This is a genomic window from Xanthomonas sp. CPBF 426, assembly GCF_903989465.1.
GTDB classification, from domain to species: Bacteria; Pseudomonadota; Gammaproteobacteria; order Xanthomonadales; family Xanthomonadaceae; genus Xanthomonas; species Xanthomonas euroxanthea.
In genome coordinates this window covers 3,039,318-3,064,426 of sequence record NZ_LR861805.1, presented here as the reverse complement: position 1 = coordinate 3,064,426, position 25,109 = coordinate 3,039,318, and the positions used below count along the sequence as shown (strand labels likewise).

Genomic DNA, 25,109 nt, shown 5'->3' with positions numbered 1-25,109 from the left:
CCGGCGATGCCGCACCAGCCGCGCATGTGTTGGAGACGCGCTTGTTTCAGACAGTGACGCGAGGCGTTGCGCGCTCGCAGGTCACGCGCGGTGACGCCGTTCGTCTGCGATGGTTGCGCAGCGCCTCGGTGCACCATCGCCACACGCCGACTGCGCGCAAGGGCGGCGCACGCGGTACGACGCCCGCTCAGCCTTCGTCGAATTCGTATTCGACAAACACATCCAGCCGCAGCGCCAGTTCCTGCACGGCGTCGCGCACCTTCTGCGCGGTGGCTTCGTTGCCGGCTTCCACTTCGAATTCGTGGCTGCCCGGACCTTCGTCGTCGGACAGGCCGGCCGAGCTGGAATCGTCGTCGTCCAGGTGCGGCATCAGATCATCGACTTCTTCCACGTGCTCGATGCCTTCGATGCTCTGCAGCAGGTTGGCGATGGCACGCGCGTCGTCGTCGGTGCCGGTGATACGCATGCGAAGAGTGGGCATGGGAACGTCCTAGGGATTGGGGAGCTAAAGCCTAGGCACCGGCAGGACAAAACGAGGTGATGGTGTACGGCACTCGCGGCCTGCGCTCATTCACATCGGGCGGGTCGGCCGTCTGACGTCGGGCCGCTGCCCGACATGCAGCAAAGGCTGGACTGCCGCACGCAACATCGCCGGCAGGATGTAGTGACGATGCAGGCGATGGATCGCAGCCATGTGCAGGTGGCCGAACCGGTTGCGGCAGCTGACCTGCGTGGCCATCGTCAGCACGATCGTGTGCGCGTCCACGCGGCGCAGCGCGGAAGCTGACGCATGCGCCCGCTCCAGTCACTCGTGCGCCGAGGCCTTGCGCGATCGCCGACGCACACGTGGCGCACTCGCCGTCTCGCGCGCCGGCAACGCCACCAGCTCCGCCGGCAGCGCCGGCATCGGGGTGCGCTCGTCCAGGGCCTCGCGCTTGAGCCAGTCGATAAACGCCATTGCCGCAGGTCCAGGCACGCGATGGCTGGGATGCACGATGTAGTAGGCGTAGCGCGCCTTGAGGGTGGGGCCGGGCAGGCGCACCAGCTCGTAGCGCTGCAGATACGGTTGGGCGATGTGCTTGCGTGCCAGGACCGCGCCCAGGCCATAGACCGCCGCGCGCATGGCGTCGGTGCTGTCGTTGAAGGTGTGCATCGGCGGCAGCGTGGTGCCGCGCACCTGCGCGGCACGGAACCAGTCACGCCATCCCTGTGGCGACATGTCGCTCAGCAGCGGCAATTGTGCGATCTGCGCCGGCGTGCGCAGCGCGGCGACCTCCGGCAGCGACGGCGACGCCACCGGAAACAGTTCGTCGTCCATCAGATGATGCGAGGTCAATCCGGGCCAGGCGCCCTGGCCATAGCGGATGCCCAGGTCGGGGCCGCCTTCCTCGAAGCGCGAAAATGCCGCGTCCGACTGCAGGTCCATGCGGATATGCGGGTGCGCGCGACAGAAGCGCGGCAGCCGCGGCAACAGCCAGCAGTACGACAGCGAGCGCAGGGTGGTCACACGCAACGGGATGGCGTCTTCGCGCGGATGCAGGTTGCCGGCCACCGAGGCGATGTCGGCCAGCGCAGCGGTGGCCGCATCGGCCAATTGGCGCCCCTCCGCGGTGAGCTTGACCCCGCGCGGCAGGCGCTGGAACAGGGTCACGCCCAGCAGCGCTTCGAGCTTGCGCACGTGATGGCTGACCGCGCTGGCGGTCAGATGCAGTTCTTCGGCGGCATGCGCGAAGTTCTGGTGGCGCGCGGCGGCGGCGAACACGCCCAGCGCGGGCAACAGGGTGGGGCGCAGGTTCATCGAGGCATGAGTGAGATTTGTGGCTCGCCTCGATACTACGCGCTTGTCGCGCCTGCGGCTGCAACCGATGCTGCAGTACCCCATCGCGATGATCGTGCCATGTCCGTCTGTCTGCCTGATGTTGTCCTCTGCGGTTCCAGCACATCACGGCAGCCTGCTCAGGTGGGGCGATGAGCGCGCAACCGGCGCCGCAGCCGGGCGTTGCCACACGCGAATGGCGCACCCCGCTAGAGCTGGGGTTTCTCGGCATCGTCTGGGGCTGCTCGTTCCTGTTCATGCGCGTGGCCGCACCCAAGTTCGGCACCGTGGCGCTGGTGGAAATCCGCCTGGCGCTCGGGGCGTTGGTGCTGTTGCCGTTCCTGTGGCTGGCGCGGGCGCGGTTCCCGCTGCATCGCTGGCCGATGCTGGCGGCGATCGGCGTGCTCAATTCCGCGTTGCCGTTCCTGCTGTTCGCCTGGGGCGCGCAACACGCGCCGGCCGCGATCGGTGCGATCTGCAATGCGATGACGGTATTGTTCACCGCCTTGATCGCCTTCCTGTTCTTCGGCGAGAAGATCGGCACGCGGCGTGCGCTGGCCCTGCTGGTCGGCTTCATCGGCGTGCTGGTGCTGGCCACCGGCAAGTCGGCCGGGTTGAGCGTGGGCCCGGCGGCCCTGGCGGGTGCCACCGCGTCGCTGCTGTATGGCATCGGCTACAACCTGGTGAAGCGCCACATGGGCGACTTGCCGCCGGCCGCATCGGCCGCGTCCACGCTGGGCTGCAGTGCGCTGCTGCTGGCGCCGCTGGCCTGGTTGCAGTGGCCGACCACGCCGGTGCCGGCCGTGGCCTGGGCCTGCGCCACCGCGCTGGGCGTGGTGTGCACCGGATTGGCGTTCCTGATGTATTACCGCCTGATCCAGCGCATCGGCCCGGCACGCGCCTCCACGGTGACCTACCTGGTACCGGTGTTCGGCGCATTGCTGGCCTGGTCGCTGCTGGGCGAGCCGTTGACCTGGACCATGCTGGTGGCCGCGGTGCTGATCCTGGGCAGCGTCGCCTTCAGCCAGCGCGCCCGCTGAAAACAAGCGCGCCCGCTTTTACGAATCCCGAATCCCGATCCCGAACTAGCCAGCAGGCGGCGCCCGCACCGGCAACGGTACATTGCACAGATCGATATGCCCGGCCGGGCGCTTGTAGAAGTCGTCCCTGCGATTGCGGCGTGCTTCGACTACATCGCGGAAGGTCTGGCTGTCGGTGCGCAGCAACTGCAGTGGCGTGCGTTCGGGCATGGGCACCTCGCTGGCCAGGCGAATGGCACGGATCGGCGAGCGCTGCGCGGGGTCTTCGTAGAAACCCATCGGGTCCGGCCCGCGCGGGATCACGCTGAGCAACTCCATGCCCTTGACCACGCGGCCGACCACGGTGATGTTGCGGTCCAGCTGGCGCGGCGACTGCCCGGTGACCACATACAGCTCGGCGCCGATGCTGCTGTCTTCGTCGTTGTTGCGGCCGGCGCCCAGGGTGCCGTAGCAGTGCGCCAGCCAGGTCTTGCCGCTGGCGCTGTCGCGCCCGACCGGGAAGCCGTCGACAAAGCCCACCTGCGCCGCCCAGCCATCGCTGTCGGGCAGGCGCTGGAAGTCCAGGCCTTGCGAGGTGCGTTCGAATTCGGCCGGCAGGTGCGTCTTGGCCGAGCCCAGCGACCTGGCCTTGGCCGGCGTCTCGCCATCCGGGTCGCCGAACTGCACCACGAAGTTGTCCTGCGAGCGATAGATGCTGAGACCGTCCCAGAAGCGTTCGTGCGCCAGCGTGCGGATGTTGCCCACGTGCGCGGGCGCGAACTGCGGCGCCAGCTCGATGATCACCCGTCCGCCATCCAGTTCCAGGTACAGCGTGCGCTCGGGGTCGAGCACGCGCCATGCGCTGGCCGGCGAGGCGTCCAGGATCTGTTGCGGGCTGCGATAGGCCGCGTTGGCGGCAGCGGGTAACACCAGGGCAAGCAGGCAGGCGGAAGCAACAGTGCGCAGCAGCATGAAGGCAGCCAGTCGGGAAGAAGCCTGATTCTTGACCAATGCGCGCAGGGGCGCAAAGTGCGGGTTCGCAACGCGCGCCATCGACGACGTATGCGCCGTGAATGCCGGCCGACCCATGCCTGCCCAAAGGAGTCGGTCGGTGCCCAGCATGCGCCCGCGCTGCAATCGCGCGCCGGTCTGCCGGTCAGCGCGCCGGCTTGCGTTTGACGTAGAGCTGCTTGCGCACGCGTGCCACCACCTCGCCATCGCGGTTGTGCACGCTGTTTTCGAACCAACGCAGGTACTTCTCACCGGTGGCGGTGGCATCGCGCAACTCGCCCAGCACACTATCGTCGATGACGAAATCCGCGCTCACCGTGCCGCGCCCGGGTTTGACGAACTCGATGCTGCCGGCCTTGTCCCACACGTAGTAGTCGCGCCCCAGGTTCTGCATGGTCAGCAGCATCCAGAACGGGTCGGTCATCGCGAACAGGCTGCCGCCGAAATGGGTGCCGACGTAATTGCGATTCCACGGCCGCTGGCGCAACTCGACGCGGGCATGGCGATAGTCGGCCGACAACGCGGTGACGTGGATCCCGGCAAACAGGTACGGCGGCCACAGGTTGATACCGAGCTTGAACAGGGAAGCACGCATGCGGCCAGGGTCCATGGCGGGGGCGGACCCGCAGCATACCATTCGCATGCGTATGGAGCTTGTGTCGGTGATGGCAGCGCCCGGCCGGTCTGCAGACCGGGCGCCGTGGTGCCGGCGGCGCCTAGAACACCAGCGACGACATCTTGCGGCGGTAGCGGCCGACCAGGTCTTCGTCTTCGATCACCCGGAACGCATCGATCAGGCTACGCCGCGGCAGGTTGTCGTCGAAGCCGCGGTCCTGCCGCAGCATGTCCAGGAACTGCTCCAGCGCGGCTTCGTCATTGCCGTCGAGCAGGTGGCGCACGCCAAGCAGATGGCGCGCGCGCAGGTCGGCGCCGTTGGCGGCGACGGCGGCCTGCAGGGTGTCGGCGTCCGGCGCGTCCTTGAGCACATTGGCAAAGCCCAGCCGTGCCTTGGCGCGCACCGCACGGTCGTCGGTGGCCAGGTTGGCGGGCAGGGCGTCGATCAACTGCTCGGCCTCGGCGGTGTCGCCGGTCTTCAGCAGCGCCAGCGCCAGATCCAGCTTGAGCTCGTCCTTGTCCGGCTCGGCGGCGATCGCCTCGCGCAGCGCGGCAACCTGGTCCTGCGGCTCGAGCGGGGCCGGCGGCAGGTCTTCCACCACCTGCGCCTCGGCCGGCAGCACGCCGTGCTGGGTGAGGAAGTCGCGCACCTGGCCTTCCGGCATCGCACCCGGGAAGCCGTCGACCAGCTCGCCGCCCTTGACCAGGAACACCGTCGGCACCGAGCGGATCTGGAACGCGGCGGCGATCTGCTGCTCCTTGTCCACATCGACCTTGGCCAGCTCGAAGGCGCCGTTGTAGTCGGCGGCGAGCTTTTCCAGGATCGGCGTCAACGACTTGCAGGGGCCGCACCAGGTGGCCCAGAAGTCCACCAGTACCGGTGTCGTCAACGATTTCTGCAGGACCTCGGTCTCGAAGGTGTCGGTGGTGGCATCGAATACGTGCGGCTTGTCGGACATGGGCTTCCAGAAGTGATTGCGGCAACAGTGGGAGGTAATGGTGGCAAACCGGGCCGACACAAGGCTGGCGGTGGCCAGGCGTGCCGGCGCGCGGTCGGCCGCCATGCTGCCGGCCGTCATGCCGGCAGGGGTTCACGCCAGGCGCGCCCGGCACGACAATGCCGCGTCCTGGCGGCGCAGCCTGCGCCCGGCGTTGGAGCAAGGCAATGACACGCATCGATGGCACCCAGCGCTACCTGGGCCTGGTCGCGGCAACCGTGTTCGTGCTGGCGGTGGCCGGCTTCGGCGTGGCGCTGCCCGGTTACCTGCAGGCCAGCCATCCGGTGGCCTTACTCGGTGCCAATGGGGTGCCGCATGCGTTGGGCTTCAACCTGCTGGCGTTCGTGCTGGTCGGCGCGCTCGGCATGGCCACCGGGGTCAGCCTGCTGGCGCGCATGCCGGCCAGGTCCAGTTGGAGCCTGCGGGTGGGCGGGCAGTTGATCGTGCTGGCCGGGCTGGCCTTTGTCGGCATGGGTGCGCTGCCGCTGGATCCCGCCGATCTGGACGGGCGCGCCAGCCAGGCCCATGCCACGGCCTGGCTGCTGTGGGCGGTGGCCTTCGTGCCCGGCATGCTGTTGCTCGCCGCCGCGCTGCTCAACCAATCCAATACCCGCGTCCTGGCGTGGCTGAGCCTGGCGGCGGGGCTGCTGGTGGCGGTGCTGGCGTTCGGCCCGCCGGGCCTGCTGCGGCAGGCGATCGCCCAGCGCCTGGCGTTCCTGGCCTGGGTCGGCTGGCTGGCCGTGGCGGCCTGGCGCTGGCCGGCCAGAGCCGCCGGCTGAGGCGAGCGTTTGGAGCACCTGCTGCACTGCGGTACCCTGTGCCGCTTTGCACCGCCCGAGCATCCGCTCCCAATGTCCACCGTCGAACCGAACGCCTACGACCCGCAGCAGGTCGAAACCTCCGCCCAGCAGTTCTGGGATGCCACCCGCGCCTTCCAGGTCGACGAAACTTCGGACAAACCGAAGTTCTATTGCCTGTCGATGCTGCCGTACCCGTCCGGTGCGCTGCACATGGGCCATGTGCGCAACTACACCATCTCCGATGTGGTCAGCCGCTACAAGCGCATGACCGGCCACAACGTGCTGCAGCCGATGGGCTGGGATGCGTTCGGATTGCCGGCGGAAAACGCGGCGATCAAGAACAAGACCGCGCCGGCCAAGTGGACCTACGCCAACATCGACCACATGCGCGGCCAGCTCAAGTCGCTGGGCTACGCAATCGACTGGTCGCGCGAGTTCGCCACCTGCACGCCCGAGTACTACGTGCACGAGCAGCGCATGTTCACCCGGCTGATGCGCAAGGGCCTGGCCTACCGGCGCAACGCGGTGGTGAACTGGGACCCGATCGACCAGACCGTGCTGGCCAACGAGCAGGTCATCGACGGCCGCGGCTGGCGCTCCGGCGCGCTGGTGGAAAAACGCGAGATTCCGCAGTGGTTCCTGCGCATCACCGATTACGCGCAGGAGCTGCTCGACGGCCTGGACCAGCTGGAGGGCTGGCCGGACTCGGTCAAGACCATGCAGCGCAACTGGATCGGCCGCTCGGAAGGGCTGGAGATCCAGTTCGACGTGCGCGACACCGACGGCACCGCGCTGGATCCGCTGCGCGTGTTCACCACCCGCCCGGACACGCTGATGGGCGTGACCTTCGTGTCGATCGCCGCCGAGCATCCGCTGGCGTTGCATGCGGCCAGGTCCAATCCGGAACTGGCGGCGCTGCTGGAAACGCTCAAGCACGGCGGCGTCTCCGAAGCCGAGCTGGAAACCCAGGAAAAACGCGGCATGGCCACGGGCCTGACCGCGGTGCATCCGATCAGCGGCGAGCAGGTGCCGGTGTGGGTGGCCAACTTCGTGCTGATGGGCTACGGCACCGGCGCGGTGATGGCGGTACCGGGCCACGACCAGCGCGATTTCGAGTTCGCCAACAAGTACGCGCTGCCGATCGTGCAGGTGGTCAAGCTGCGCGAGCCGCGCAACGAAGAAGAGCAAACCTGGGATGCCACCCAGTGGCGCGACTGGTACACCGACAAGAGCCGCCCGCTGGAGCTGATCAATTCGGCCGAGTTCGACGGCCTGGATTTCGGCGGCGCCTTCGAGGCATTGGCCGAGCGCTTCGAGCGCAAGGGCCAGGGCCAGCGTCGGGTCAACTACCGCCTGCGCGACTGGGGCGTGAGCCGCCAGCGCTACTGGGGCTGCCCGATTCCGGTGATCTATTGCGCCAAGTGCGGCGCAGTGCCGGTGCCGGAAGACCAGTTGCCGGTGGTGCTGCCGGAGAACGTGGAATTTTCCGGCACCGGGTCGCCGATCAAGACCGACCCGACCTGGCGCCAGACCACCTGCCCGGACTGTGGCGGCCCGGCCGAGCGCGAGACCGACACCTTCGACACCTTCATGGAGTCGAGCTGGTACGTGGCGCGCTACACCAGCCCCAACGCGCGCGACATGGTCGATCGCCGTGCCAACTACTGGATGCCGGCCGACCTGTACGTGGGCGGCATCGAGCACGCGATCCTGCACCTGATGTACTTCCGCTTCTATCACAAGCTCATGCGCGACGCGCGGCTGGTGGACAGCGACGAGCCGGTGACCAACCTGCTCACCCAGGGCATGGTCATCGCCGACACCTTCTACCGCGATGCCGACAATGGCGGCAAGGACTGGATCAATCCGGCCGACGTGGAGATCCAGCGCGACGAGCGCGGCCGCGTCACCGGCGCGGTACTAATCGCCGACGGCCAGCCGGTGCACATCGGCGGCACCGAGAAGATGTCCAAGTCCAAGAACAACGGCGTGGACCCGCAGTCGATGGTGGCCAAGTACGGCGCCGACACCGTGCGGCTGTTCTCGATGTTCGCCGCACCGCCGGAGCAGTCGCTGGAATGGAACGAGGCCGGCGTCGATGGCATGGCGCGCTTCATGCGCCGGCTGTGGGTGCAGGTGCACAAGCATGTGGGCGAGGGTGCCGCCGCTGCACTGGATGCCGCCGCGCTGAACGCCGAGCAGAAGGCGATCCGCCGCAAGACCCACGAAACCATCGGCAAGGTGGACGACGACTACGGCCGCCGCCACAGCTTCAACACCGCCATTGCCGCGGTGATGGAACTGTCCAACGCGCTGGCCAAGTTCGACGATGCCAGCGCGCAGGGGCGTGCAGTGCGCCAGGAAGCCCTGGAAGCGATGGTGCTGCTGCTCAACCCGATCACCCCGCACGCCAGCCACGCCCTGTGGCAGGTGCTGGGCCGCGACGAGACGCTGCTGGAAGATGTCGCGTTTCCGCAGGTCGATGCCGCCGCGCTGGTGCGCGACGCGCTGACCCTGGCGGTGCAGATCAACGGCAAGCTGCGCGGTACCATCGAGGTCGCTGCCGATGCCGGACGTGAGCAGATCGAAGCGCTGGCCCAGGCCGAGCCGAACGCGGCCAAGTTCCTGGAAGGGCTGAGCGTGCGCAAGATCATCATCGTGCCGGGCAAGATCGTGAATATCGTGGCGGGTTGATCCTCGCTGATCGGCTAGGTCGCCATTGCCGGTTCGGGCAGTGTCCCGGAGCGGCGTGGCGACGCGGTGCGAGGTCGCTGCGGCGATGTCGGCAGCGTGTTGCACTGGCGCGTGCTGTTGCGCGGGTCGGGGTGCTGCAGGGGGTCTGTGCGATTGACTGCACTGGTGCGTTGCGACGCATGGGTGATGTTTCCGCGATGGTTCCTGGTCCTTCATTTCAGTCGCGCTTGGCGATGTGCAGGCGAGATTGCCGGGGTGGCTCCTGGTCATTCACTGCACCGGCGCGTGGCAACGCGTTTTTCATTCCTGGGCGCGGCGTTTTTTCGCCGCGCCCTCTCAAGCCCCGTTCACGCGGTGTCGGGCAGGCTAGCCGCCTGTTGCCGCCGCCGGGGCGCTCATCCAGACTGTGCCCATGATTCGATTCCCTACTGCCTTCGCTGCGTCCCTCGTGCTCGTCTCGAGCCTCACCGCCTGCGGCTTCCATCTGCGCAACTCGCTGGCGCTGCCGCCGGATACGCCCGCGGTAAAGGTGCAGTCCGCGGTGCAGTACAGCGAGCTGGCCAAGCTGCTGCGGCGTGGCCTCAAGGCTGCCGGCGCCACCCTGGCCGACGAAGATGCCAAGACCGGCTTCGCGCAGGTGCAGGTGTTGTCCGAGCGTTGGGGCGATCTGCCGATCGCCATCGACAGCCAGGGCCGTGCGCAGGAATACAGCCTGCGCTACGCCGCCATCTTCACCGTCACCACCGCCAACGGCTCGGTGCTGGTGCCGCAGCAGGTCATCGAGCTGTCGCGCGACTACGTGTCGCCACCGGTGGACGCCACCGGTACCGCGACCGAGCGCGAGATCCTCGCCGACGAATTGCGCAAGGACATGTCCGCCTCGATCCTGCGCCGTATCGACAGCGTGGTGCGCGCCCGCGTGCAGCGTGGCGAAAGCCTGGAAAGCACGCCGAGCGCGCCGCTGCCGCCGGCCGCCACGCCGCCCGTGCAGCCGTCCACGCCGGAATCGAGCGTGCCGGCGTCGCTGCCGCCAGCGTCCTCGTCCAATAACTGAGCAGCCGGTGATCAGCCCGTCCGCGCATCTGCCGGGCAGCCGCGCCCGGTGTCCGGAACTGGCGTGCGCCAGGCGCATGTCGCACTTGCCGCGCGCTGACCATGCCGCGACGGCCGCCGCCGACGCGGTCTTGTCGGTAACGGTCCAGTCGCGCGTGTTCTCGTAGTCATGGAACTTCCGTAGTCATGGAACTTCGTCCAGAACAGCTGGCCGGCCAGTCCAACCAGCCGTTGCAGCCGGTGTACCTGATCGCCGGCCCGGAAACCTTGCGGGTGCTGGAAGCGGCCGATGCGGTGCGCGCACAGGCGCGTGCCGAAGGCATCAGCGAGCGCGAGGTCTTCGATGCCGACGGGCGGGAGTTCGACTGGAACCAGCTGGATGCGACCTTCAATGCGCCCAGCCTGTTCAGTCCGCGCCGGCTGGTGGAAGTGCGCCTGCCCAGCGGCAAGCCGGGCAAGGACGGCGCCGAGGTCATCACCCGCTTCTGCGCCAACCCGCCGCCGGATGTGGTGCTGTTGATCACCGCCAACGACTGGAGCAAGGCGCACCAGGGCAAGTGGGCCGACGCGGTCGGCCGCATCGGCACCATTGCGGTGGCCTGGGCGATCAAGCCGCACGAGCTCTCCGACTGGATCGAGCGCCGCCTGCGCAGCCACGGCCTGCGTGCGGACGCTGCCGCCGTGCAGGGCCTGAGCGAGCGGGTGGAAGGCAACCTGCTGGCCGCTGCACAGGAAATCGACAAGCTGGTGCTGCTGGCCGATGGCAAGGTGCTGGACCTGGAGGCGATGGAATCGCTGGTCGCCGATGCCGCGCGCTACGACGTGTTCCGCCTGGCCGAAACCACGTTTTCCGGGCAACCGGCTGCAGTGATCCGCATGCTGGCCGGCCTGCGCGCCGAAGGCGAGGCGGTGGCCGCACTGATGCCGATCCTGATCAAGGAACTGCTGCGTACTGCGGCCCTGGCCAAAGTGCAGGCCAACGGCGGCAACCTCGCTGCCGAAATGAAGGCGCAGGGCCTGTGGGAATCGCGCCAGGCGCCGTTCAAGCGCGCGCTGCAGCGGCACCCCGAGCCACGTCGCTGGGAGCGCTTCGTCGCCGAAGCCTCGCGGGTCGACCGCATGGCCAAGGGCCGCGCCGACGGCGACCCCTGGGTCGGCCTGGAACGCCTGCTGGTGGCCGTGGCCGAAGCCCGCGCGGTGAGATTGCTGGTGTGAACGCCGGCGATGCCGCCCCCGGAGACCGCGCCTGCGTCGAGGATGCGCGCCCCGTCTGCCCACGCAGCGCACCCCCCGGCCAGGCCACAGCTGCGGCCACCCCCGGCAGCGCGGCCCACACCTCGCCGCCTACCAACGCCCACCCGGCAGCGCCGAACCCGCGCTCTTCCGATTCTCCAATCCCGACTCCCGACTCCCGGCTCCACCTCTACTACGGCGGCACCTTCGATCCAATCCACCTGGGCCACCTCGCCATCGCCTGCGCCGCGCGCGACGAGCTGGGCGCGCGGGTGCATCTGGTACCGGCCGCCGACCCACCGCACCGCCCCGCGCCCGGCGCCACCGCTGCGCAGCGCGCCCGCATGCTGGAGCTGGCGCTGGCCGACACGCCAGGGCTGGTGCTGGACACCCGCGAACTGCGCCGCGCCGGCCAGGGGGGCGCGCCGTCCTACACCGTCGATACCTTGCGCGAACTACGCGTCGAACTCGGCCCCACGACACCGATCGCCTGGCTGCTCGGTGCCGATGCCTTCGTCGGGCTGGGCAGCTGGCATCACTGGCAGGCCTTGTTCGAACTGGCGCATTTCGTCGTTGCCGAGCGTCCAGGCGCACCGCTGGATCTGGACCAGGCGCCGCAGCTTGCCCAGGCGGTGCAGGGCAGGTGGACTGCCAGCGCCAGCGAATTGGGCACTGCCCCGGCCGGCCGCCTGTGGCGGTTGCATCAGCCGTTGCGCGGCGAATCGGCCAGCGCCGTGCGCGCGCGCATCGCCGGCGGCGGCGACTGGCAGGCGCTGCTGCCGGCATCGGTGGCGGCATTTATCGCGCACGAAGGCCTCTATGGCTGCGCCCCGCCGACTCGCTGAACACGCAGCCGGCCGGACCGGCCTATAATTCACGCCAATTCCATCGAGTTACCCGCTTTGACCACCCAAGCCCAAGTCATCAAGACCTCCATCCCGAATCCGCCGCCGTCCGTGCCGGCCCTGCTGGCCACCGTGCGCGAGGCCGTGGAGGAGCTGAAAGCCAAGGACGTGGTCGAGATCGATGTGCGCGGCAAGTCCAGCGTCTGCGATTACATGGTGGTCGCCTCGGGTACCTCGACCCGCCATGTGAAGTCGATCGCCGAAGAAGTGGTCAAGTTCGCCAAGCGGCTGGACGTCATGCCGCTGGGCGTGGAAGGCGAGCGCGAGGCCGAGTGGGTCTTGGTGGACCTGGGCGATGTGGTGGTGCATGTGATGCTGCCGCGCGTGCGTGAGTTCTATGCACTGGAGCGCCTGTGGACAGTGGGCGACCAGCGTCCGGACGACGCGGGCGCCGACCCCGAAGAGTGAGTGGGCCGGGCATGCCGCGCAATGCCCGACCCCCGACCGATGCGCCTGCCGCGCAGGCGCTGCAACAGCTGCGCAGCCAGGCCGGGCAACCGTCCGGCGCGCCGCTGTCGCCGGCACGCAAGCGCTTCGACCGCCTGCTGCGCGACCTGGAACGGCATCGCGCCGACCTGCAGGCCTGGCACCTCGCGCGTTCGCAATGGCGCGAGCGTTACCACACCCAATTGCAGCCCTTGCTCGACCAGCGCCGTGCGGCCGACATTGCGCTGGTCGAAGCGCTCGACCGCGCGCATGCCACGGTCAAGCTGGGCAAGGCCGATCGCGCCTTCCTGTCCGAGTTGCTGTGCGACGTCGCCGCCCCGCTGATCGAGGCCGGCCACGAGGCACTACGCCCGATTTACGATCGCCACAGCGCCGTCGGCTACGACCGGGAAGTGGCCGAATCCGATGCGCTGATGAAGCAGATCCTCGGCCAGGCCTACGGACTGGGTGCCGACGAGCTGGATGGTATCGAGTCGCCCGAGGAGCTCTACGAGCGCGTCAGCGAGCGTCTGCAGCAGGAGCGCGCGCAACACCAGCAACGCGGTACGCAGCGGCGCAAGCGTGCCGAGAAGCAGGCGGTGGGGGAGAATGCCGAGCCGCCGCCGGTGCGCGAGCTGTATCGCAAGCTGGCCGGCAATCTGCATCCGGACCGCGCCAGGGACGCCGACGACCACGCCGCGCGTACCATCCTGATGCAGCGGCTCAACGCCGCCTACAAGGCCGGCGATCTGCTGGGCCTGCTCGAACTGCAGGCCGAGATCGGCCTGATGGACGCACGGGGCGTGGACGCGATGAGCGCCGCGCGCCTGCAGGACTACAACCGCGAACTGGACCGGCAGTGCAGGCAGTTGCAGCAGCAGCTGCAGCAGCAATCGGACGAGTTTTGCGCCGAATACGGGCTGGAGCTGGCAGCGCGACCCAGGCCCGAGCGACTGGGCCGGTTGATGGCCCAGCTCAAGCGCGAGCTCGAGGACGAGCTGATGGAGGCGCGCAGGGGCCTGCGCGAGCTGGAAGATCCGCAATCGCTCAAGCGCTGGTTGAAGCTGCAGCGCGCCATGTCCGACGCGCCCGACGCGCCCTGGTTCTGATCCCGGTCTTTATGGTGGTTGGCGGCTTGCACACCCGCCATCGCGCGCGCGCATGCGGCGCGCAGCCTTGGCTGGACACGCTGCCCGCCCTGCAATCGGGACGCGTGCATGCGTGGCGTTGTGCCGGCGGCCGGAGCGACGCTGCCGAACGGAGGCCGGTCCGTTCGGCAGCGCTGGCCGTTGCCCTATGCCTAAGACAGCCAGCTCAGGGCCACAGGCTTACAACGGCCCGCGCTCCCACGGCCCGGTGATCGCCAGCGTGATGCCAGGCGTCTGGATGTTGACGAACAAGGTGCGCGCCAGCGGGTCCCAGCAGGCGCCGCAGAACTCGGTATCGCGGTAATCGCCTTCAGCGATGGTCTTGCCGGCATCGGCGATCTGCTGCGAGGTGAGCTGCACGTTGTTCTTGGCCAGGTAGAACGATTCGCCGCCGCGGGTCAGCCCGAGCAGCCGCGCGCCGGGGCCGTAGTCGTCCGGGCTCTCGCCGCCGTCTTCGCACAGCACCACGCCGCCGCGCGCGCTGACGGTGACGTTGTCCGGGTTGTGCGCGGCCAGCTGATTGCCGCTGACGAACAGTGCACTCAGGCGCTGGGTGAACAGGTCCAGCACCCACACCGCACCATTGCCGTAACCGCGCCGGCCCTGCGCATCCACGCCGGTGCTGGTGTCGACGATGAAGAGTTTGCCGTAGCTGTACCAGATGCCTTCGCCGCGGCTCATACGTAGCGCCCCGTCTGCCCAGGCCTGCGCAAACGGTCCGCTCAGGGTGTCGTTGGCGCCGATGTCGGCAAAACCGGCGGGCGCGGCGATGCTGTCCAGATCCGGTTCGTCGATATCCACCCATTCCAGCTGGAACTGCTGGCCGATGCTGGCGACGGTGAGGTCGGCGTTGCGACGTCCGCGCACGCGCGCGGCCTGCAGGCGGCCGCCGTTTTCCAGCGAGCCATTCCGCCCACGGCGGTCATTGGGAATGAAGCGATACAGGCCGGCCTTGTTGCGGTCGTCCTCGGTGAGATAGACGATGCCGGTGCGCGGATCGATCGCCACCGCCTCATGGCTGAAGCGGCCCAGTCCGACCAGCGGCCGGCCGGTGGTGCGCTGGCTGTCCGGGTCCACTTCAAACACGTAGCCGTGCTTGCGGCCGGTGCTGGACACCGCATTGGTCTTGATCTCTTCGCAGCTCAGCCAGGTGCCCCATGGCGTCGGGCCGCCGGCGCAGTTGACCAGCGTACCGCCCAGGCTCGGCTCCAGGCTGCCCCAGCCGCGGCGGCCGTAACTCAGGGTGGTGGTGCCGCCGCCGGCCAGCTGGGTGCCGCTGACGAGGCCGGTGTCGTACATCGCCGGTGCGCGGAACGGCGTGGCCGCACCGCGTTCGTGGTTGCGGATCAGCACGTATTCCAGGCCGCGCAGCGGATCGCTGCCCGGGCGCCAGTCCGGCCGACGCAGGCCGACCACGGCCATGCCGTCATGGCGGTCGGGGCAGGGCTGCCCATCGTCCATGCGATCGCCGCTCCAGCCGAACGAGCGGTAGCTGAAACCGCGCGGCAACTGCAGTAACGGCAGCCCGGTGCTCTGGTCGGCGACCGGCGCGAGCGGGCCATAGCGGCTGGGCACCGGTGCCAGTTGCAGCGGCGGCGAGGCGCTGTTGGCGGCCTGGGCCTGGCGCGATTGCAGCGCGCTCAAACTGCCAAGCGCACCGGCGGCCATCACGGCAGCGCTGCCCTTGAGCACCTGGCGGCGGGCGGGATCGAAAATCGGCATCGAACGACTCCTGCGGGCTGGGTAGTGCGCCGACGCTAGAAGCCCGCTGTAACCGCACCATGACACCGGCGTGATCGCCCCGGTTCCGATGCCCAAGCTGTGACGCGGATATCATGTGGTCATGAAATGCCGACTTATCGCTACCGGCGAGCGTGCACCGGCCTGGGTGGCGCAGGGCTTTGCCGAATACCAGAAACGTCTTTCGCACTGGATGCCGCTGGAGCTGGTGGAGATCGAACCCGGCCTGCGCGGCAAGGGCCGCGACGCGCAACGCGCGATCGACGACGAAGGCCGCCGCGTGCTTGCCGCGTTGCCGAAGAACGCCTACGTGGTCGCGCTCGACATCCCGGGCCGCCCGCTCAGTTCGGAACAGCTGGCCCAGCGCATGGAGCACTGGCGCGGGCAGGGCCGGGATCTGGCGTTCCTGATCGGCGGCCCCGAAGGTCACGCCGCCGAGGTGCTGAAAACCGCCAGCGAAAGCTGGTCGATCGGCCCGCTGACCCTGCCGCACATGCTGGTGCGCCTGATCGTCGCCGAGCAGCTGTACCGCGCTGCAGCGATGCTGGCCAATCATCCGTATCACCGCGCGTAAGCGGCATGCGCGATGGCGGTAATCCGCGCGTATCCGCTGCGCTTTCGAGATGGATGTGCGGCAAGTAGCCGGGCGCACCCTGAACCCGATCCGCGAAACCGCACGTCGTCGTGTGCACGCAAGGCGCACTGCAACGATGCGCATGCAATAGCTGAAACCGTGGCCTTGCAGCAGCCGGCTGCGCAACGCCAGACCGTGCGGCGACCGGGCATCCGAGTCGCCGCAGGTAATGACGCATCAGTTCAACGAAAAGCTCACCGGCACCAGGCCATACGCCTGCACGGCCTGGCCGTTCTGCATCGCCGGCTGGAAGCGCCAGCTGCGCAGCACCTGGCTGCGTGCGGCCAGGTCCAGTGCACGATGACCGCTGCTGGTCTGCACGCTCACCTCGGCCGGGCGGCCATCGGTGCCGACCAGCACGCGCAGCAGTACCGTGCCCTGCTGCCCGGCACGCAAGGCCGCCACCGGGTAACTGGGCGCCGGCGAGCTCAGGTAGTGCAGCTGGCCTGCCTCGACCGGGCCGCTGGGTGCGGCAATCGCCGGCGCGCTGTCGGTGACTGCGTCCGTGACTGCAGGTAAGGCGACCGCTGCGTCTTCGACCACGGCCGGCTGACTGATCACCGGGGTCTGCACCGGCACCGGGACCGTGGTCGGCGGTGTGTGCGGCACCTTCGGCGTGAACTCCCGCTTGACCTTGATCACCGGCGGTGGTGGCGTCGCGATGGTGACGGGCATGACCCAGCGTTCCTTCGGTGCGGGCGGCTGCGGAACCGTCCGGTACGAGAGCGGAATCAACAACAGCCCGCCGGCCAGCAGATGCAGGGCCACCGCCGTGCTCATCGCCAGGACGCGCGAGCTGTCGATGCCTGTGGATCGGGAAGAAACCTGGGATTGCGTGCGAACCATCATCCACCTCCTCAACGGAACTGCGGAAAGGACCAGCGCGACCCGGACGCACGACACCATCCGGTAGCGTAGGTTTACCGCGCCCTTTGCACGGGCACAAGTGATTTCGAAGCGCCGGAGGTCGGCTGGCTGATTCGCCCGGTTGCCGCGATCCGCACAGATAAGTCGGCGCCGCAGGCTCGTGCGGTTCGAAGGACCGGTGGCATCGCAAGGCCAGGTACCGGAACTTGCGGCGTGCCCCAAAAAAAACTGCCCTCGAGGAGGGCAGTCTTGAAATCACACCGAACGCGATCGCGGCTGGATCAACGACCCAGCTCGAAGGTCACGTCCAGGTTGATCGACAAGGTGCTCTCGCCCGGGGCGACCTGGGTGTCCATCTCGGCCTTGGCCGAGCGCATCGAGGCGGCCATCATCATCGGGCGCAAGCCGCCGCCGCGGCCTTCGGAGATGCTGACGATGCGGCGCACCTTCAGGCCCAGCGACTTGGCGTAGGTGTCGGCGCGGGCCTGGGCCTTCTTCAGGGCGGCCACGCGCGCTTCGTCATAGGCGGGCTCGGGCTGGTCGACCGAGAAGCTGGGGCCGTTGATGTCGTTGGCGCCCTGGGCGACCAGTGCGTCCAGGACCTTGCCCAGCCGCGAGATGTCGCGGACCTTGAGGCTGACGGTGTTGCTGGCCTGGTAGCCGTTGATCCTGGGCGCCTCGTTCTCCTTGTAGGTGTACTGCGGGCTGAGGTTGATGCCGGTGGTCTGCACGTCCTTGTCGGCGATGCCGGCGGCCTTGATCGCGGCCATGACCTTGCTCATCTGCTCGGCGTTCTGGCGCATGGCGGCGTTGCCGTCGGCGGCCTGGGTGACCACGCCGGCCGACAGCGTGGCGATGTCCGGGATGCGCTTGGCCTCCGCCTCGGCCGACACGTTGAGCAGGGTGCCATCGTTGGGAATGGTGTAGCTCGGAGTGGTCTGGGCGTGGGCGGTCATGGCGGTTCCGGCAGCGATGGACAGGGCCAGCAACAACGGTTTGAGGGTGGTACGCATGAGATCTCCTGGTCTGTAAGGGAAGCGTGTTGCGGGTTCGATGAACATGTTGTGAGTCGAACGCGACCACTGCCGCCCGGATCGGCAAGCGGGCGAGGAGGAGCAACAGGTATGCTGGACGGATGCTCTATCTCGCCTCCCGGTCGCCGCGCCGACAAGAACTGCTGCAACGCTTGGATGTGCCTTTCCAGACCCTGCAACTGGACGTGCCCGAACTGCGCGCCGCCGACGAATCGCCTGCGCAGTACGTGCAGCGCGTTGCGCTGGACAAGGCGCGTGCCGGCCTGGCGCAGGTGCAGGCCGGCGACCCCGCTGCGATCGTGCTCGGCTCCGATACCGAAGTGGTGCTGGGCGAGCGGGTGTTCGGCAAGCCGGCCGATGCGGACGATGCGATCGCCATGCTGAGCCTGCTGTCCGGGCGTACCCACCAGGTACTCACGGCCGTGGTTCTAGTCTGCGCACAACGCGCGCCGGTGCAGGCCCTGGTGGTGTCGGAGGTGACCTTCGCGCCACTCGATGCCGCGCAGATCGCCGCCTATGTGGCGTGCGGCGAGCCGATGGGCAAGGCCGGCGCGTATGCGATCCAAGGCCGCGCCGAACGTTTCATCAGCCATCTGTCCGGCAGCTATTCCGGCGTGATGGGATTGCCGCTGTTTCACACCTCGCAGTTGCTCACAGCCCTCGGAGCGCATTGATGTCGGAAGAGATCCTGGTCAACGTCACCCCGCGCGAAACCCGCGTCGCGGTGATCGAGAACGGCATGCTGCAGGAGCTGCATATCGAGCGCGGCTGGCGCCGGGGCGTGGTCGGCAACATCTACAAGGGCAAGGTGCAGCGGGTGATGCCGGGCATGCAGGCGGCCTTTGTCGAGCTGGGGCTGGAGCGCGCCGCGTTCCTGCATGCCAACGACGTGGTGCGTCCGGCGCCGGCGCCGGCCAGCGTGGTCGATACCGAGGAGACACCGATCCCGCCACCGCCGGCCGCCTCGGTGCCGATCGTGGAGCTGCTGCGCGACGGCCAGGACATCGTGGTGCAGGTGGTCAAGGACCCGATCGGCACCAAGGGCGCGCGGCTGACCACCCAGATCAGCATCCCCTCGCGCTACCTGGTACTGCTGCCGCAGTCCAAGATCGTCGGGGTGTCGGCGCGGATCGAGGACGAGGCCGAGCGGCTGCGCCTGAAGACCATCGTCAGCGAGGTTTCGGCCCAGCACGGCGGTTTCGGCTACATCATCCGCACCAATGCCGAAGGGCAGCCGGCCGAGGCGCTGGCCGAGGACATCGCCTACCTGTCGCGGGTCTGGAACGTGGTCGAGCGGCGCGGTCGCGAAGCACCGCCGTGCAGCATCATCTACGAAGACCTGAGCCTGCCGTTGCGTGCGGTGCGCGACCTGATCCGCCGCGACGTGGAAAAGGTCAAGGTCGACTCCAACGAGACCTTCGTGCAGCTGCAGGCCTTCGTTGCCAAGTACATGCCGGTGCTGGCCGAGCGGCTGGAGCTGTACACCGGCGACCGGCCGATCTTCGACCTGTACGGGGTCGAGGACGAGATCGGGCGCGCGTTGAACAAGCAGGTACCGCTGAAGTCCGGCGGTTATCTGGTGATCGATCAGACCGAGGCGATGACCACCATCGACGTCAACACCGGTTCGTTCGTCGGCCAGCGCAATCTCGAGGAAACCGTGTTCCGCACCAACCTGGAAGCCGCGCAGGCGGTGGCGCGGCAGCTGCGGCTGCGCAACTTGGGCGGGATCATCATCATCGACTTCATCGACATGGACGATGCCGAGCATCGCCGTCAGGTGCTGCGCACGCTGGAAAAGGCGCTGGCGCGCGATCATGCCAAGACCACCGTGTACGAATTCTCGCCGCTGGGCCTGGTCGAGATGACCCGCAAGCGCACCGTCGAGAGCCTGGAACGGCAGCTGTCGGAAACCTGCGGCCAGTGCAGCGGGCGCGGCACCATCAAGACCGCCGAGACGGTGACCTACGAGATCTTTCGCGAGATCACCCGCGCAGTACGCCAGTTCGATGCCGCGCGGCTGCTGGTGATCGCCTCCTCGAAAGTCGTCGCCCGCATCACCGACGAAGAGTCGGCCGCGGTGGCCGAGCTGGAGGAATTCCTCGGCAAGAGCATCCGCTTCCAGTCCGACGACCAGTATCTGCAGGAGCAGTTCGATGTGGTGCTGCTGTGAGGCCGGGATTGGGGAGTCGGGATTCGGGATTGGTCAAAGCCGGCTCTGGTAGCGTGGCTTGCTCCGATAATGGCGCTTGACGGCACCGTGCGCGGCTTTGCTTTAACCAATCCCCAATCTCCAATACCCAATCCCCGCCCCTGATGCCCACCCCGCTGCGCCGCCGTCTCCGTCTGTTTCGCCGCTATGCGATCACCGCCACTGCGCTTGCGCTGGTGGCGATCGCGTTGCTGGTGGGTGCGGCCAGCCAGGCGTTGCCGTTGGCCGAGCAGCGGCCGCAGCAGATCGCCGCGTGGCTGAGCCAGCGCGCTGGCCAGCCGATCGGCTTTGATCGTCTGCAGACCGAATGGACCCGGCGCGGTCCGCTGCTGCGGCTGGAAGGCCTGCGGATCGGCCCGCATGGCGAGGTGCGGGTCGGCCAGGCCGAAATCCTGCTGGCGATGTATGCCGGCCTGTTGCCCGGCCACTCGCTGACCGAGGTGCGTCTGCGCGGTCTGGCGCTGACGCTGCAACGTAGCGACGATGGCGTGTGGTCAGTGCAGGGCTTGCCGGCCGGGCGGCGTTCGGACCCGTTGGAGGCGCTGCGTCGCCTCGGCGAGATCCAGGTGGCCGAGGCGCGCCTGCGGGTGGCCGCGCCGTCGATCGGCGTGGACACCACGCTGCCGCGTATCGACCTGCGCCTGCGCGTCAACGGCTCGACCGTGAACGTCGGCAGCCACGCCTGGATCGACCTGCAGCGCGCACCGCTGACCACGGTGATCGCGTTCGACCGCGACAGCGGCGACGGCAGCGCGTATGCGCAAGCCGACCCGGCCGATCTGGCCGCCTGGGCGGCGTTGCTGCAGTTCGGCGGCATGCACGTGGACGGCGGCGGCGGACGCCTGCAGGCCTGGGCGCAGCTGCGCGCGCGCCGCATCAGCGCGGTCACCGTGAATGCGGATCTGCGGCAGCTGCGCTTGTCCGGCGCAGCGTTGCCCGGGGAGACCGCGCGCCGCACGCTGCTATGGGAGCGGCTGCAGGCGCGCGCGCGCTGGCAGACCATCGACGGCGGTTGGCGGCTGGATGCGCCGCTGCTGCGGCTGGGCGCGGCGGCCAGGCCGCAGCGGCTGGACGGGTTGAGCGTTGCCGGCGGGCGGCGTTATGCAGTGGTGGGCAAACAGCTCGATGTTTCCGGCCTGATCGCGGCGGCGGCATTGAGCGAGCAACTGTCGCCTGGCTTGCGGCGCTGGCTGAGCCTGTCCCGACCACAGTTGCGCCTGGCCGATCTGCAGATTGCAGGCGAGCAGGGCGGCGCGGTGCGGGCCCAGGGCCGGATCGAGGAGCTGGGCTTCCTGCCGGTGGGCAGCGCGCCGGGCATCAGCGGTCTGCGTGGCCGGATCGATGGCGACGCGCAGGCGATTGCGCTCGATCCCGCCCCCGATGCCACGCTGCGCTTCGACTGGCCGGCCGGTTTCGGGGTGGTGCACGAGCTGCAGCTGGCCGGCAGCATCGTGGGCTGGCGCGACGGTGCCGGCTGGCAGGTTGCCACGCCGGCGTTGCGCGTACAGGCCAGGGACTACGGCGCCAACGTGCGCGGCGGGCTGTGGTTCCAGAACGATGGCAGCCGCCCGCGCATCCAGCTGGCCACGCAGCTGGACGATGTCGCCCTGCCGGTGGCGCGCAAGTTCTGGATCCGCTCCAAGATGAGCAAGGCGGCCATCGACTGGCTGGACACGGCGGTGGCCGGTGGCGTGATCACCGGCGGCACCGGCCTGGTCAGCGGCGATCTGGACGACTGGCCGTTCGACAACAACGATGGCCGTTTCGAGGCGTTCGGGCAGATCCGCGACGGCGTGATCCCGTTCAATCCGGACTGGCCGGCGATGGAGCAGGTGCAGGCCGACCTGCGCTTCCTCGGCAACGGCTTTTCCCTGCAGGGCAGGGGCGCGCTGGCCGGTGCGCCGATCGCGCGCCTGGAGGCCGGGATTCCCAGCTTCGCCACGTCCGAACTCTACGTGCGCGCCTCCACCCAGGCCGACGCCGCGCAGCTGTTGGGCATGCTGCGCAAGAGCCCGCTGGAGCAGCGCTACGGCGACACCTTGCGCAATCTGGCGGTGTCCGGCCCGGCCGCGGTGAGCTTCGATTTGCTGCGTCCCCTGCGCACCCACGGCACCGGCGGCCACCTGCAGGGCACGGTCGCGCTGCAGGGCGCCAAGCTGGCCGATGCACGCTGGAACCTGGCCTTCGACCAGGTCAGCGGGCATGCCGAGTACCGCGACACCGGCTTTGCCGCCGAGCGCCTGAGCGTGCAGCACCAGGGCCGCAGCGGCGAGTTGTCCCTGCGCGCCGGTGGCTTCGTGCAGGACCCCGCGCAGGCATTCGAGGCGCGCTTCGGCGCCACCCTGGACGCCAAGGAACTGTTTGACCGTGCGCCGCAGATGGAATGGCTGCGTCCCTACGTGCATGGCAGCGCACCCTGGCAGGTGGGCGTGGACGTACCGCTGCCGACCCCCGGCCAAGCGGACCCGCAGGCGCTGCTGACGCTGCGCTCGGAGCTGGTCGGCACCACCCTGGACCTGCCTGCGCCGCTGGACAAGGCGGCCACGCAGCCGCTGGATACGCAGGTCAAGGTGGCCTTGCCGGTGGGCGATGGCGACATCGACGTGGCCTTCGGCAAGTTGGTCGCGCTCAAGGCCAGCAGCCAGGGCAACCAGACCGGCGTGCGCGTGGTGATGGGCACCGACACGGTCAGCGAGCGTCCGCCGGCCAACGGCCTGGTGGTCACCGGCCGTACCGCCTCGCTGGATGCGATCGACTGGATCAGCCTGGCGCGCGGCAGCAGCGCGCCGGACACGCCGCCGCTGCCGGGCCAGCCGGCAACGCCGAAGACGGACGCGGTGCCGCTGCAGCAGGTGGATGTGCAGGCCGACAGGTTGCTGATGATCGGCGGCGTGTTTCCGCAGACGCGCCTGCGCCTGCGGCCGACCCGCGATGCGGTGGCGGTGACCCTGGACGGCCCGTCGCTGGCCGGCCAGCTCAGCGTGCCCAATGCCGATGGCGCCGCCGTGCAAGGCAAGCTGAGCACGGTGCACTGGCAGCCGGTGGCCGCACCGCCCGAACCGGCCGTGCCCGAGCCGGGCGACCCGCTGGCCGGTGCGTTGCCGGAGCCGGCCCGCCGTGCGGTGGCCGAGTTCGACCCGGTCTCGATCCCGCCGCTGTCGCTGGACATCGACGACCTGCAGGTCGGCAAGATGACCCTGGGCGCGGCCACCCTGCGCAGCAGCCGGTTGACCGACGGCATGCAGGTGGACCAGCTGCAACTGCGCTCCAACGACCAGAACATCGGCCTGACCGGCGCCTGGCGCGGCAAGGGCGATTCCGCCAGCACCCGGCTGTCGGCGCGGGTGGACAGCCGCAATCTCGGCAACCTGCTGCAGAACCTCACCCTGGGCGGCCAGCTGCGCGGCGGCGAAGGCCAGCTGGAACTCAACGCCGGCTGGCAGGGCTCGCCGACCGGGTTTGCGCTCGGTTCGCTGGATGGCAATCTCAAGATCGAGGTGCGCAACGGCCAGCTGCTGGAAGTGGAGCCCGGCGCCGGCCGCGTGCTCGGCCTGCTCAGCGTGGCGCAGCTGCCGCGCCGGCTGATGTTCGACTTCCGCGATTTCTTCTCCAAGGGGCTGGCCTTCAACAAGCTGGAGGGCCAGGTGCGCTTCGGCGAAGGCTTCGCGCGCACCGATGCGATCCGCATCGAAGGCCCGGCCGCCGACATCGCCATCCGTGGGCAGACCGACCTGCGCGCGCAGACCTTCGACCAGACCGTGGACGTGAACCCCAAGGCCGGCAACCTGCTCACCGTGGTGGGCGCGGTGGCCGGTGGCCCGGTCGGTGCGGCGGTGGGCGCGGCTGCCAATGCGGTGCTCGGCAAACCGCTGGGCGCGATCGGCGCCAAGACCTATCACGTCACCGGGCCGTGGAAGGATCCGCAGGTGGACGTGGTGGAGCGCGACGTGCGCGAGCGTGCGCCCGGCAAGCCGCCTGCAACGGGCGCGCCATCGGCGACGCCAGGCACGCCCGGTCGGTCGCCCCGCTGACGCGCGCAATGGCGCACTTCCGGGTGCGGTGTTGCCGCGCGTGGGCTGCCGGGCCTTGCGGCCAGTCGATCGGATGCAGCGCAGGCCCGCTGGAAAGCCGCGCCAGGTCTCCTGTACTCAGTCGAGCGGACTGTCGCCGTCGCTGTCGGCGCGTACGAACATCGGCAGGCGCAGGCGCGAACGGTGGCCCTGCACCGGCGCCTGATCGGCACCGGCGACGCCACGGAAATAGCCGCGTTGCCATTTCTCGCGCGCGGCGGCCGACTGCGCATCCGGCAGTTCCTGCAGAAACTGCGTGCGGCTCTGAGTCCAGTCGGCATGCTGCTGCGCCAGTTGCGGCGCCTCGGACAAGAGTTTCCACTGCGGCTGCACCTGTTCGATCAGCTGGCGCGGCAGCGGGAACAGATGGCAGAACGGCTCGCCGGCCGCAAAGCGCACCTGCCCGGGCCGGGTGAACTTCCAGTTCATGGTGAAGGTGTACGGGCTCCAGTCGGTTTCGACCAGCCCGCTCAGCGCGCCGATGCCGTCCTTGGGCCGGTTCAACGGCCCGGTGACGAACAGATCCATGCCGGTATCGGTACGAAACAGGCAGGGCACGTGGAAGGTCAGCACGCCGTAGCCGAAATGGCTGATCGCCGGTGCCGCGGTGCCTGCATCGGCACTGATCCGGATCGCGTCCAGGCCATCGCAGCCGTCCCAGCTGGCCTCGAACCCGGCCTGGCACAGCAGCTCCCAGCCATGCGCATTGGCGATCGCCAGCGGCAGGCAGCGGTAGGCATAGCGCTGGTCGGTGGCGTCCATCCAGTCGCGCTCGTGCGGGGCGGGGCGGATGTCCAGTGTATGGCCATCCAGGACGTGGGCAATGAGCTTCAT

The 25,109-nt window shown here is 68.8% G+C and carries 22 protein-coding genes; 12 read left to right on the top strand and 10 right to left on the bottom strand.

Annotation, left to right across the window (positions count from 1 at the left end):
* Positions 1-187: 187 nt before the first annotated feature.
* The 3 genes from H7A87_RS13085 to H7A87_RS13080 form a co-directional block, all read right to left on the bottom strand.
* Positions 188-481 (bottom strand): hypothetical protein, encoded by a 294-nt coding sequence (locus H7A87_RS13085; protein WP_104581898.1) that lies wholly within the window; start codon positions 479-481, stop codon positions 188-190.
* 90 nt (positions 482-571) lie between these two features.
* The gene (locus H7A87_RS20855; RefSeq protein ID WP_232087979.1) at positions 572-805 is read right to left on the bottom strand and encodes a DUF2867 domain-containing protein; all 234 of its coding nucleotides are present in this window, start codon (positions 803-805) and stop codon (positions 572-574) included.
* Positions 806-1,798: a LysR substrate-binding domain-containing protein gene (locus tag H7A87_RS13080; protein WP_104581900.1), complete on the bottom strand. Its 993-nt coding sequence runs from the start codon at positions 1,796-1,798 to the stop codon at positions 806-808.
* A gap of 170 nt (positions 1,799-1,968) precedes the next feature.
* Between H7A87_RS13080 and H7A87_RS13075 the strand changes: the two genes are divergently transcribed.
* Positions 1,969-2,856 (top strand): DMT family transporter, encoded by an 888-nt coding sequence (locus tag H7A87_RS13075; RefSeq protein ID WP_104581901.1) that lies wholly within the window; start codon positions 1,969-1,971, stop codon positions 2,854-2,856.
* A gap of 45 nt (positions 2,857-2,901) precedes the next feature.
* Here the strand turns inward: H7A87_RS13075 and H7A87_RS13070 are convergent, their stop codons facing one another.
* The 3 genes from H7A87_RS13070 to trxA all read right to left on the bottom strand — a co-directional run bounded on the left by H7A87_RS13070 (position 2,902) and on the right by trxA (position 5,420).
* A complete protein-coding gene (locus H7A87_RS13070) occupies positions 2,902-3,807 on the bottom strand; it encodes a peptidylprolyl isomerase (RefSeq protein ID WP_104582203.1) in 906 nt (301 codons plus the stop codon).
* 184 nt (positions 3,808-3,991) lie between these two features.
* Positions 3,992-4,441, bottom strand: a complete 450-nt coding sequence (locus H7A87_RS13065; RefSeq protein WP_104582204.1) for a DUF4442 domain-containing protein — start codon at positions 4,439-4,441, stop codon at positions 3,992-3,994.
* A gap of 121 nt (positions 4,442-4,562) precedes the next feature.
* The gene (gene trxA, locus H7A87_RS13060) at positions 4,563-5,420 is read right to left on the bottom strand and encodes a thioredoxin (RefSeq protein WP_119128837.1); all 858 of its coding nucleotides are present in this window, start codon (positions 5,418-5,420) and stop codon (positions 4,563-4,565) included.
* A gap of 206 nt (positions 5,421-5,626) precedes the next feature.
* On the opposite strand from trxA, the gene H7A87_RS13055 reads away from it, so the two are divergent.
* From H7A87_RS13055 to H7A87_RS13025, 7 genes are all read left to right on the top strand, one after another.
* Positions 5,627-6,238 carry a DUF998 domain-containing protein gene (locus H7A87_RS13055; RefSeq protein ID WP_119128487.1) on the top strand — a complete coding sequence of 204 codons (612 nt, stop codon included), beginning with the start codon at positions 5,627-5,629 and terminating at the stop codon, positions 6,236-6,238.
* 72 nt (positions 6,239-6,310) lie between these two features.
* A complete protein-coding gene (gene leuS / locus H7A87_RS13050) occupies positions 6,311-8,953 on the top strand; it encodes a leucine--tRNA ligase (protein ID WP_104648059.1) in 2,643 nt (880 codons plus the stop codon).
* Positions 8,954-9,365: 412 nt separating this feature from the next.
* Entirely contained in the window at positions 9,366-10,007 is a 642-nt protein-coding gene (lptE, locus tag H7A87_RS13045) for an LPS assembly lipoprotein LptE (protein WP_104648057.1), read from the top strand.
* Positions 10,008-10,192: 185 nt separating this feature from the next.
* Positions 10,193-11,221, top strand: a complete 1,029-nt coding sequence (gene holA, locus H7A87_RS13040; RefSeq protein WP_119128489.1) for a DNA polymerase III subunit delta — start codon at positions 10,193-10,195, stop codon at positions 11,219-11,221.
* 179 nt (positions 11,222-11,400) lie between these two features.
* Positions 11,401-12,084 carry a nicotinate-nucleotide adenylyltransferase gene (nadD, locus tag H7A87_RS13035; protein ID WP_232087978.1) on the top strand — a complete coding sequence of 228 codons (684 nt, stop codon included), beginning with the start codon at positions 11,401-11,403 and terminating at the stop codon, positions 12,082-12,084.
* 57 nt (positions 12,085-12,141) lie between these two features.
* A complete protein-coding gene (gene rsfS, locus H7A87_RS13030) occupies positions 12,142-12,552 on the top strand; it encodes a ribosome silencing factor (RefSeq protein WP_119128491.1) in 411 nt (136 codons plus the stop codon).
* Between the two features lie 11 nt (positions 12,553-12,563).
* Positions 12,564-13,679 carry a J domain-containing protein gene (locus H7A87_RS13025; RefSeq protein ID WP_119128492.1) on the top strand — a complete coding sequence of 372 codons (1,116 nt, stop codon included), beginning with the start codon at positions 12,564-12,566 and terminating at the stop codon, positions 13,677-13,679.
* Between the two features lie 219 nt (positions 13,680-13,898).
* Here H7A87_RS13025 and H7A87_RS13020 read toward each other — a convergent pair whose 3' ends face one another.
* On the bottom strand, positions 13,899-15,440 hold the full coding sequence (locus H7A87_RS13020; protein ID WP_119128493.1) for an alkaline phosphatase PhoX: 1,542 nt from the start codon (positions 15,438-15,440) through the stop codon (positions 13,899-13,901).
* Between the two features lie 121 nt (positions 15,441-15,561).
* Here H7A87_RS13020 and rlmH point away from each other — a divergent pair, with 121 nt between their 5' ends.
* Positions 15,562-16,032: a 23S rRNA (pseudouridine(1915)-N(3))-methyltransferase RlmH gene (gene rlmH / locus H7A87_RS13015; RefSeq protein WP_016903756.1), complete on the top strand. Its 471-nt coding sequence runs from the start codon at positions 15,562-15,564 to the stop codon at positions 16,030-16,032.
* Between the two features lie 237 nt (positions 16,033-16,269).
* On the opposite strand, the gene H7A87_RS13010 is transcribed toward rlmH, so the two are convergent.
* A complete protein-coding gene (locus H7A87_RS13010; protein ID WP_119128494.1) occupies positions 16,270-16,941 on the bottom strand; it encodes an energy transducer TonB in 672 nt (223 codons plus the stop codon).
* Positions 16,942-17,240: 299 nt separating this feature from the next.
* Positions 17,241-17,972, bottom strand: coding sequence for an SIMPL domain-containing protein (locus H7A87_RS13005; protein WP_119128495.1), 732 nt, complete (start codon positions 17,970-17,972; stop codon positions 17,241-17,243).
* Positions 17,973-18,094: 122 nt separating this feature from the next.
* On the opposite strand from H7A87_RS13005, the gene H7A87_RS13000 reads away from it, so the two are divergent.
* The 3 genes from H7A87_RS13000 (at position 18,095) to H7A87_RS12990 (ending at position 24,236) form a co-directional block, all read left to right on the top strand.
* Positions 18,095-18,667, top strand: coding sequence for a Maf-like protein (locus H7A87_RS13000; RefSeq protein ID WP_104581910.1), 573 nt, complete (start codon positions 18,095-18,097; stop codon positions 18,665-18,667).
* Entirely contained in the window at positions 18,667-20,166 is a 1,500-nt protein-coding gene (gene rng, locus H7A87_RS12995; RefSeq protein ID WP_104534149.1) for a ribonuclease G, read from the top strand. Before H7A87_RS13000 ends, rng begins: the two co-directional genes overlap by 1 nt.
* Positions 20,167-20,309: 143 nt before the next feature.
* Positions 20,310-24,236, top strand: a complete 3,927-nt coding sequence (locus H7A87_RS12990) for a YhdP family protein (RefSeq protein WP_119128496.1) — start codon at positions 20,310-20,312, stop codon at positions 24,234-24,236.
* A 117-nt stretch (positions 24,237-24,353) separates the two neighbouring features.
* Here the strand turns inward: H7A87_RS12990 and H7A87_RS12985 are convergent, their stop codons facing one another.
* Positions 24,354-25,109: a DUF6065 family protein gene (locus H7A87_RS12985; protein ID WP_119128497.1), complete on the bottom strand. Its 756-nt coding sequence runs from the start codon at positions 25,107-25,109 to the stop codon at positions 24,354-24,356.

Excerpts from the sequence above, each read along its gene's own strand:
- H7A87_RS13085 (WP_104581898.1), bottom strand. The coding sequence starts at position 481 with ATGCCCACTCTTCGCATGCGTATCACCGGCACCGACGACGACGCGCGT.
- H7A87_RS13080 (WP_104581900.1), bottom strand. The coding sequence starts at position 1,798 with ATGAACCTGCGCCCCACCCTGTTGCCCGCGCTGGGCGTGTTCGCCGCC.
- H7A87_RS13075 (WP_104581901.1), top strand. The coding sequence starts at position 1,969 with ATGAGCGCGCAACCGGCGCCGCAGCCGGGCGTTGCCACACGCGAATGG.
- H7A87_RS13070 (WP_104582203.1), bottom strand. The coding sequence starts at position 3,807 with ATGCTGCTGCGCACTGTTGCTTCCGCCTGCCTGCTTGCCCTGGTGTTA.
- H7A87_RS13065 (WP_104582204.1), bottom strand. The coding sequence starts at position 4,441 with ATGCGTGCTTCCCTGTTCAAGCTCGGTATCAACCTGTGGCCGCCGTAC.
- trxA (WP_119128837.1), bottom strand. The coding sequence starts at position 5,420 with ATGTCCGACAAGCCGCACGTATTCGATGCCACCACCGACACCTTCGAG.
- H7A87_RS13055 (WP_119128487.1), top strand. The coding sequence starts at position 5,627 with ATGACACGCATCGATGGCACCCAGCGCTACCTGGGCCTGGTCGCGGCA.
- leuS (WP_104648059.1), top strand. The coding sequence starts at position 6,311 with ATGTCCACCGTCGAACCGAACGCCTACGACCCGCAGCAGGTCGAAACC.
- lptE (WP_104648057.1), top strand. The coding sequence starts at position 9,366 with ATGATTCGATTCCCTACTGCCTTCGCTGCGTCCCTCGTGCTCGTCTCG.
- holA (WP_119128489.1), top strand. The coding sequence starts at position 10,193 with ATGGAACTTCGTCCAGAACAGCTGGCCGGCCAGTCCAACCAGCCGTTG.
- H7A87_RS13025 (WP_119128492.1), top strand. The coding sequence starts at position 12,564 with ATGCCGCGCAATGCCCGACCCCCGACCGATGCGCCTGCCGCGCAGGCG.
- H7A87_RS13020 (WP_119128493.1), bottom strand. The coding sequence starts at position 15,440 with ATGCCGATTTTCGATCCCGCCCGCCGCCAGGTGCTCAAGGGCAGCGCT.
- rlmH (WP_016903756.1), top strand. The coding sequence starts at position 15,562 with ATGAAATGCCGACTTATCGCTACCGGCGAGCGTGCACCGGCCTGGGTG.
- H7A87_RS13010 (WP_119128494.1), bottom strand. The coding sequence starts at position 16,941 with ATGATGGTTCGCACGCAATCCCAGGTTTCTTCCCGATCCACAGGCATC.
- H7A87_RS13005 (WP_119128495.1), bottom strand. The coding sequence starts at position 17,972 with ATGCGTACCACCCTCAAACCGTTGTTGCTGGCCCTGTCCATCGCTGCC.
- H7A87_RS13000 (WP_104581910.1), top strand. The coding sequence starts at position 18,095 with ATGCTCTATCTCGCCTCCCGGTCGCCGCGCCGACAAGAACTGCTGCAA.
- rng (WP_104534149.1), top strand. The coding sequence starts at position 18,667 with ATGTCGGAAGAGATCCTGGTCAACGTCACCCCGCGCGAAACCCGCGTC.
- H7A87_RS12990 (WP_119128496.1), top strand. The coding sequence starts at position 20,310 with ATGCCCACCCCGCTGCGCCGCCGTCTCCGTCTGTTTCGCCGCTATGCG.
- H7A87_RS12985 (WP_119128497.1), bottom strand. The coding sequence starts at position 25,109 with ATGAAGCTCATTGCCCACGTCCTGGATGGCCATACACTGGACATCCGC.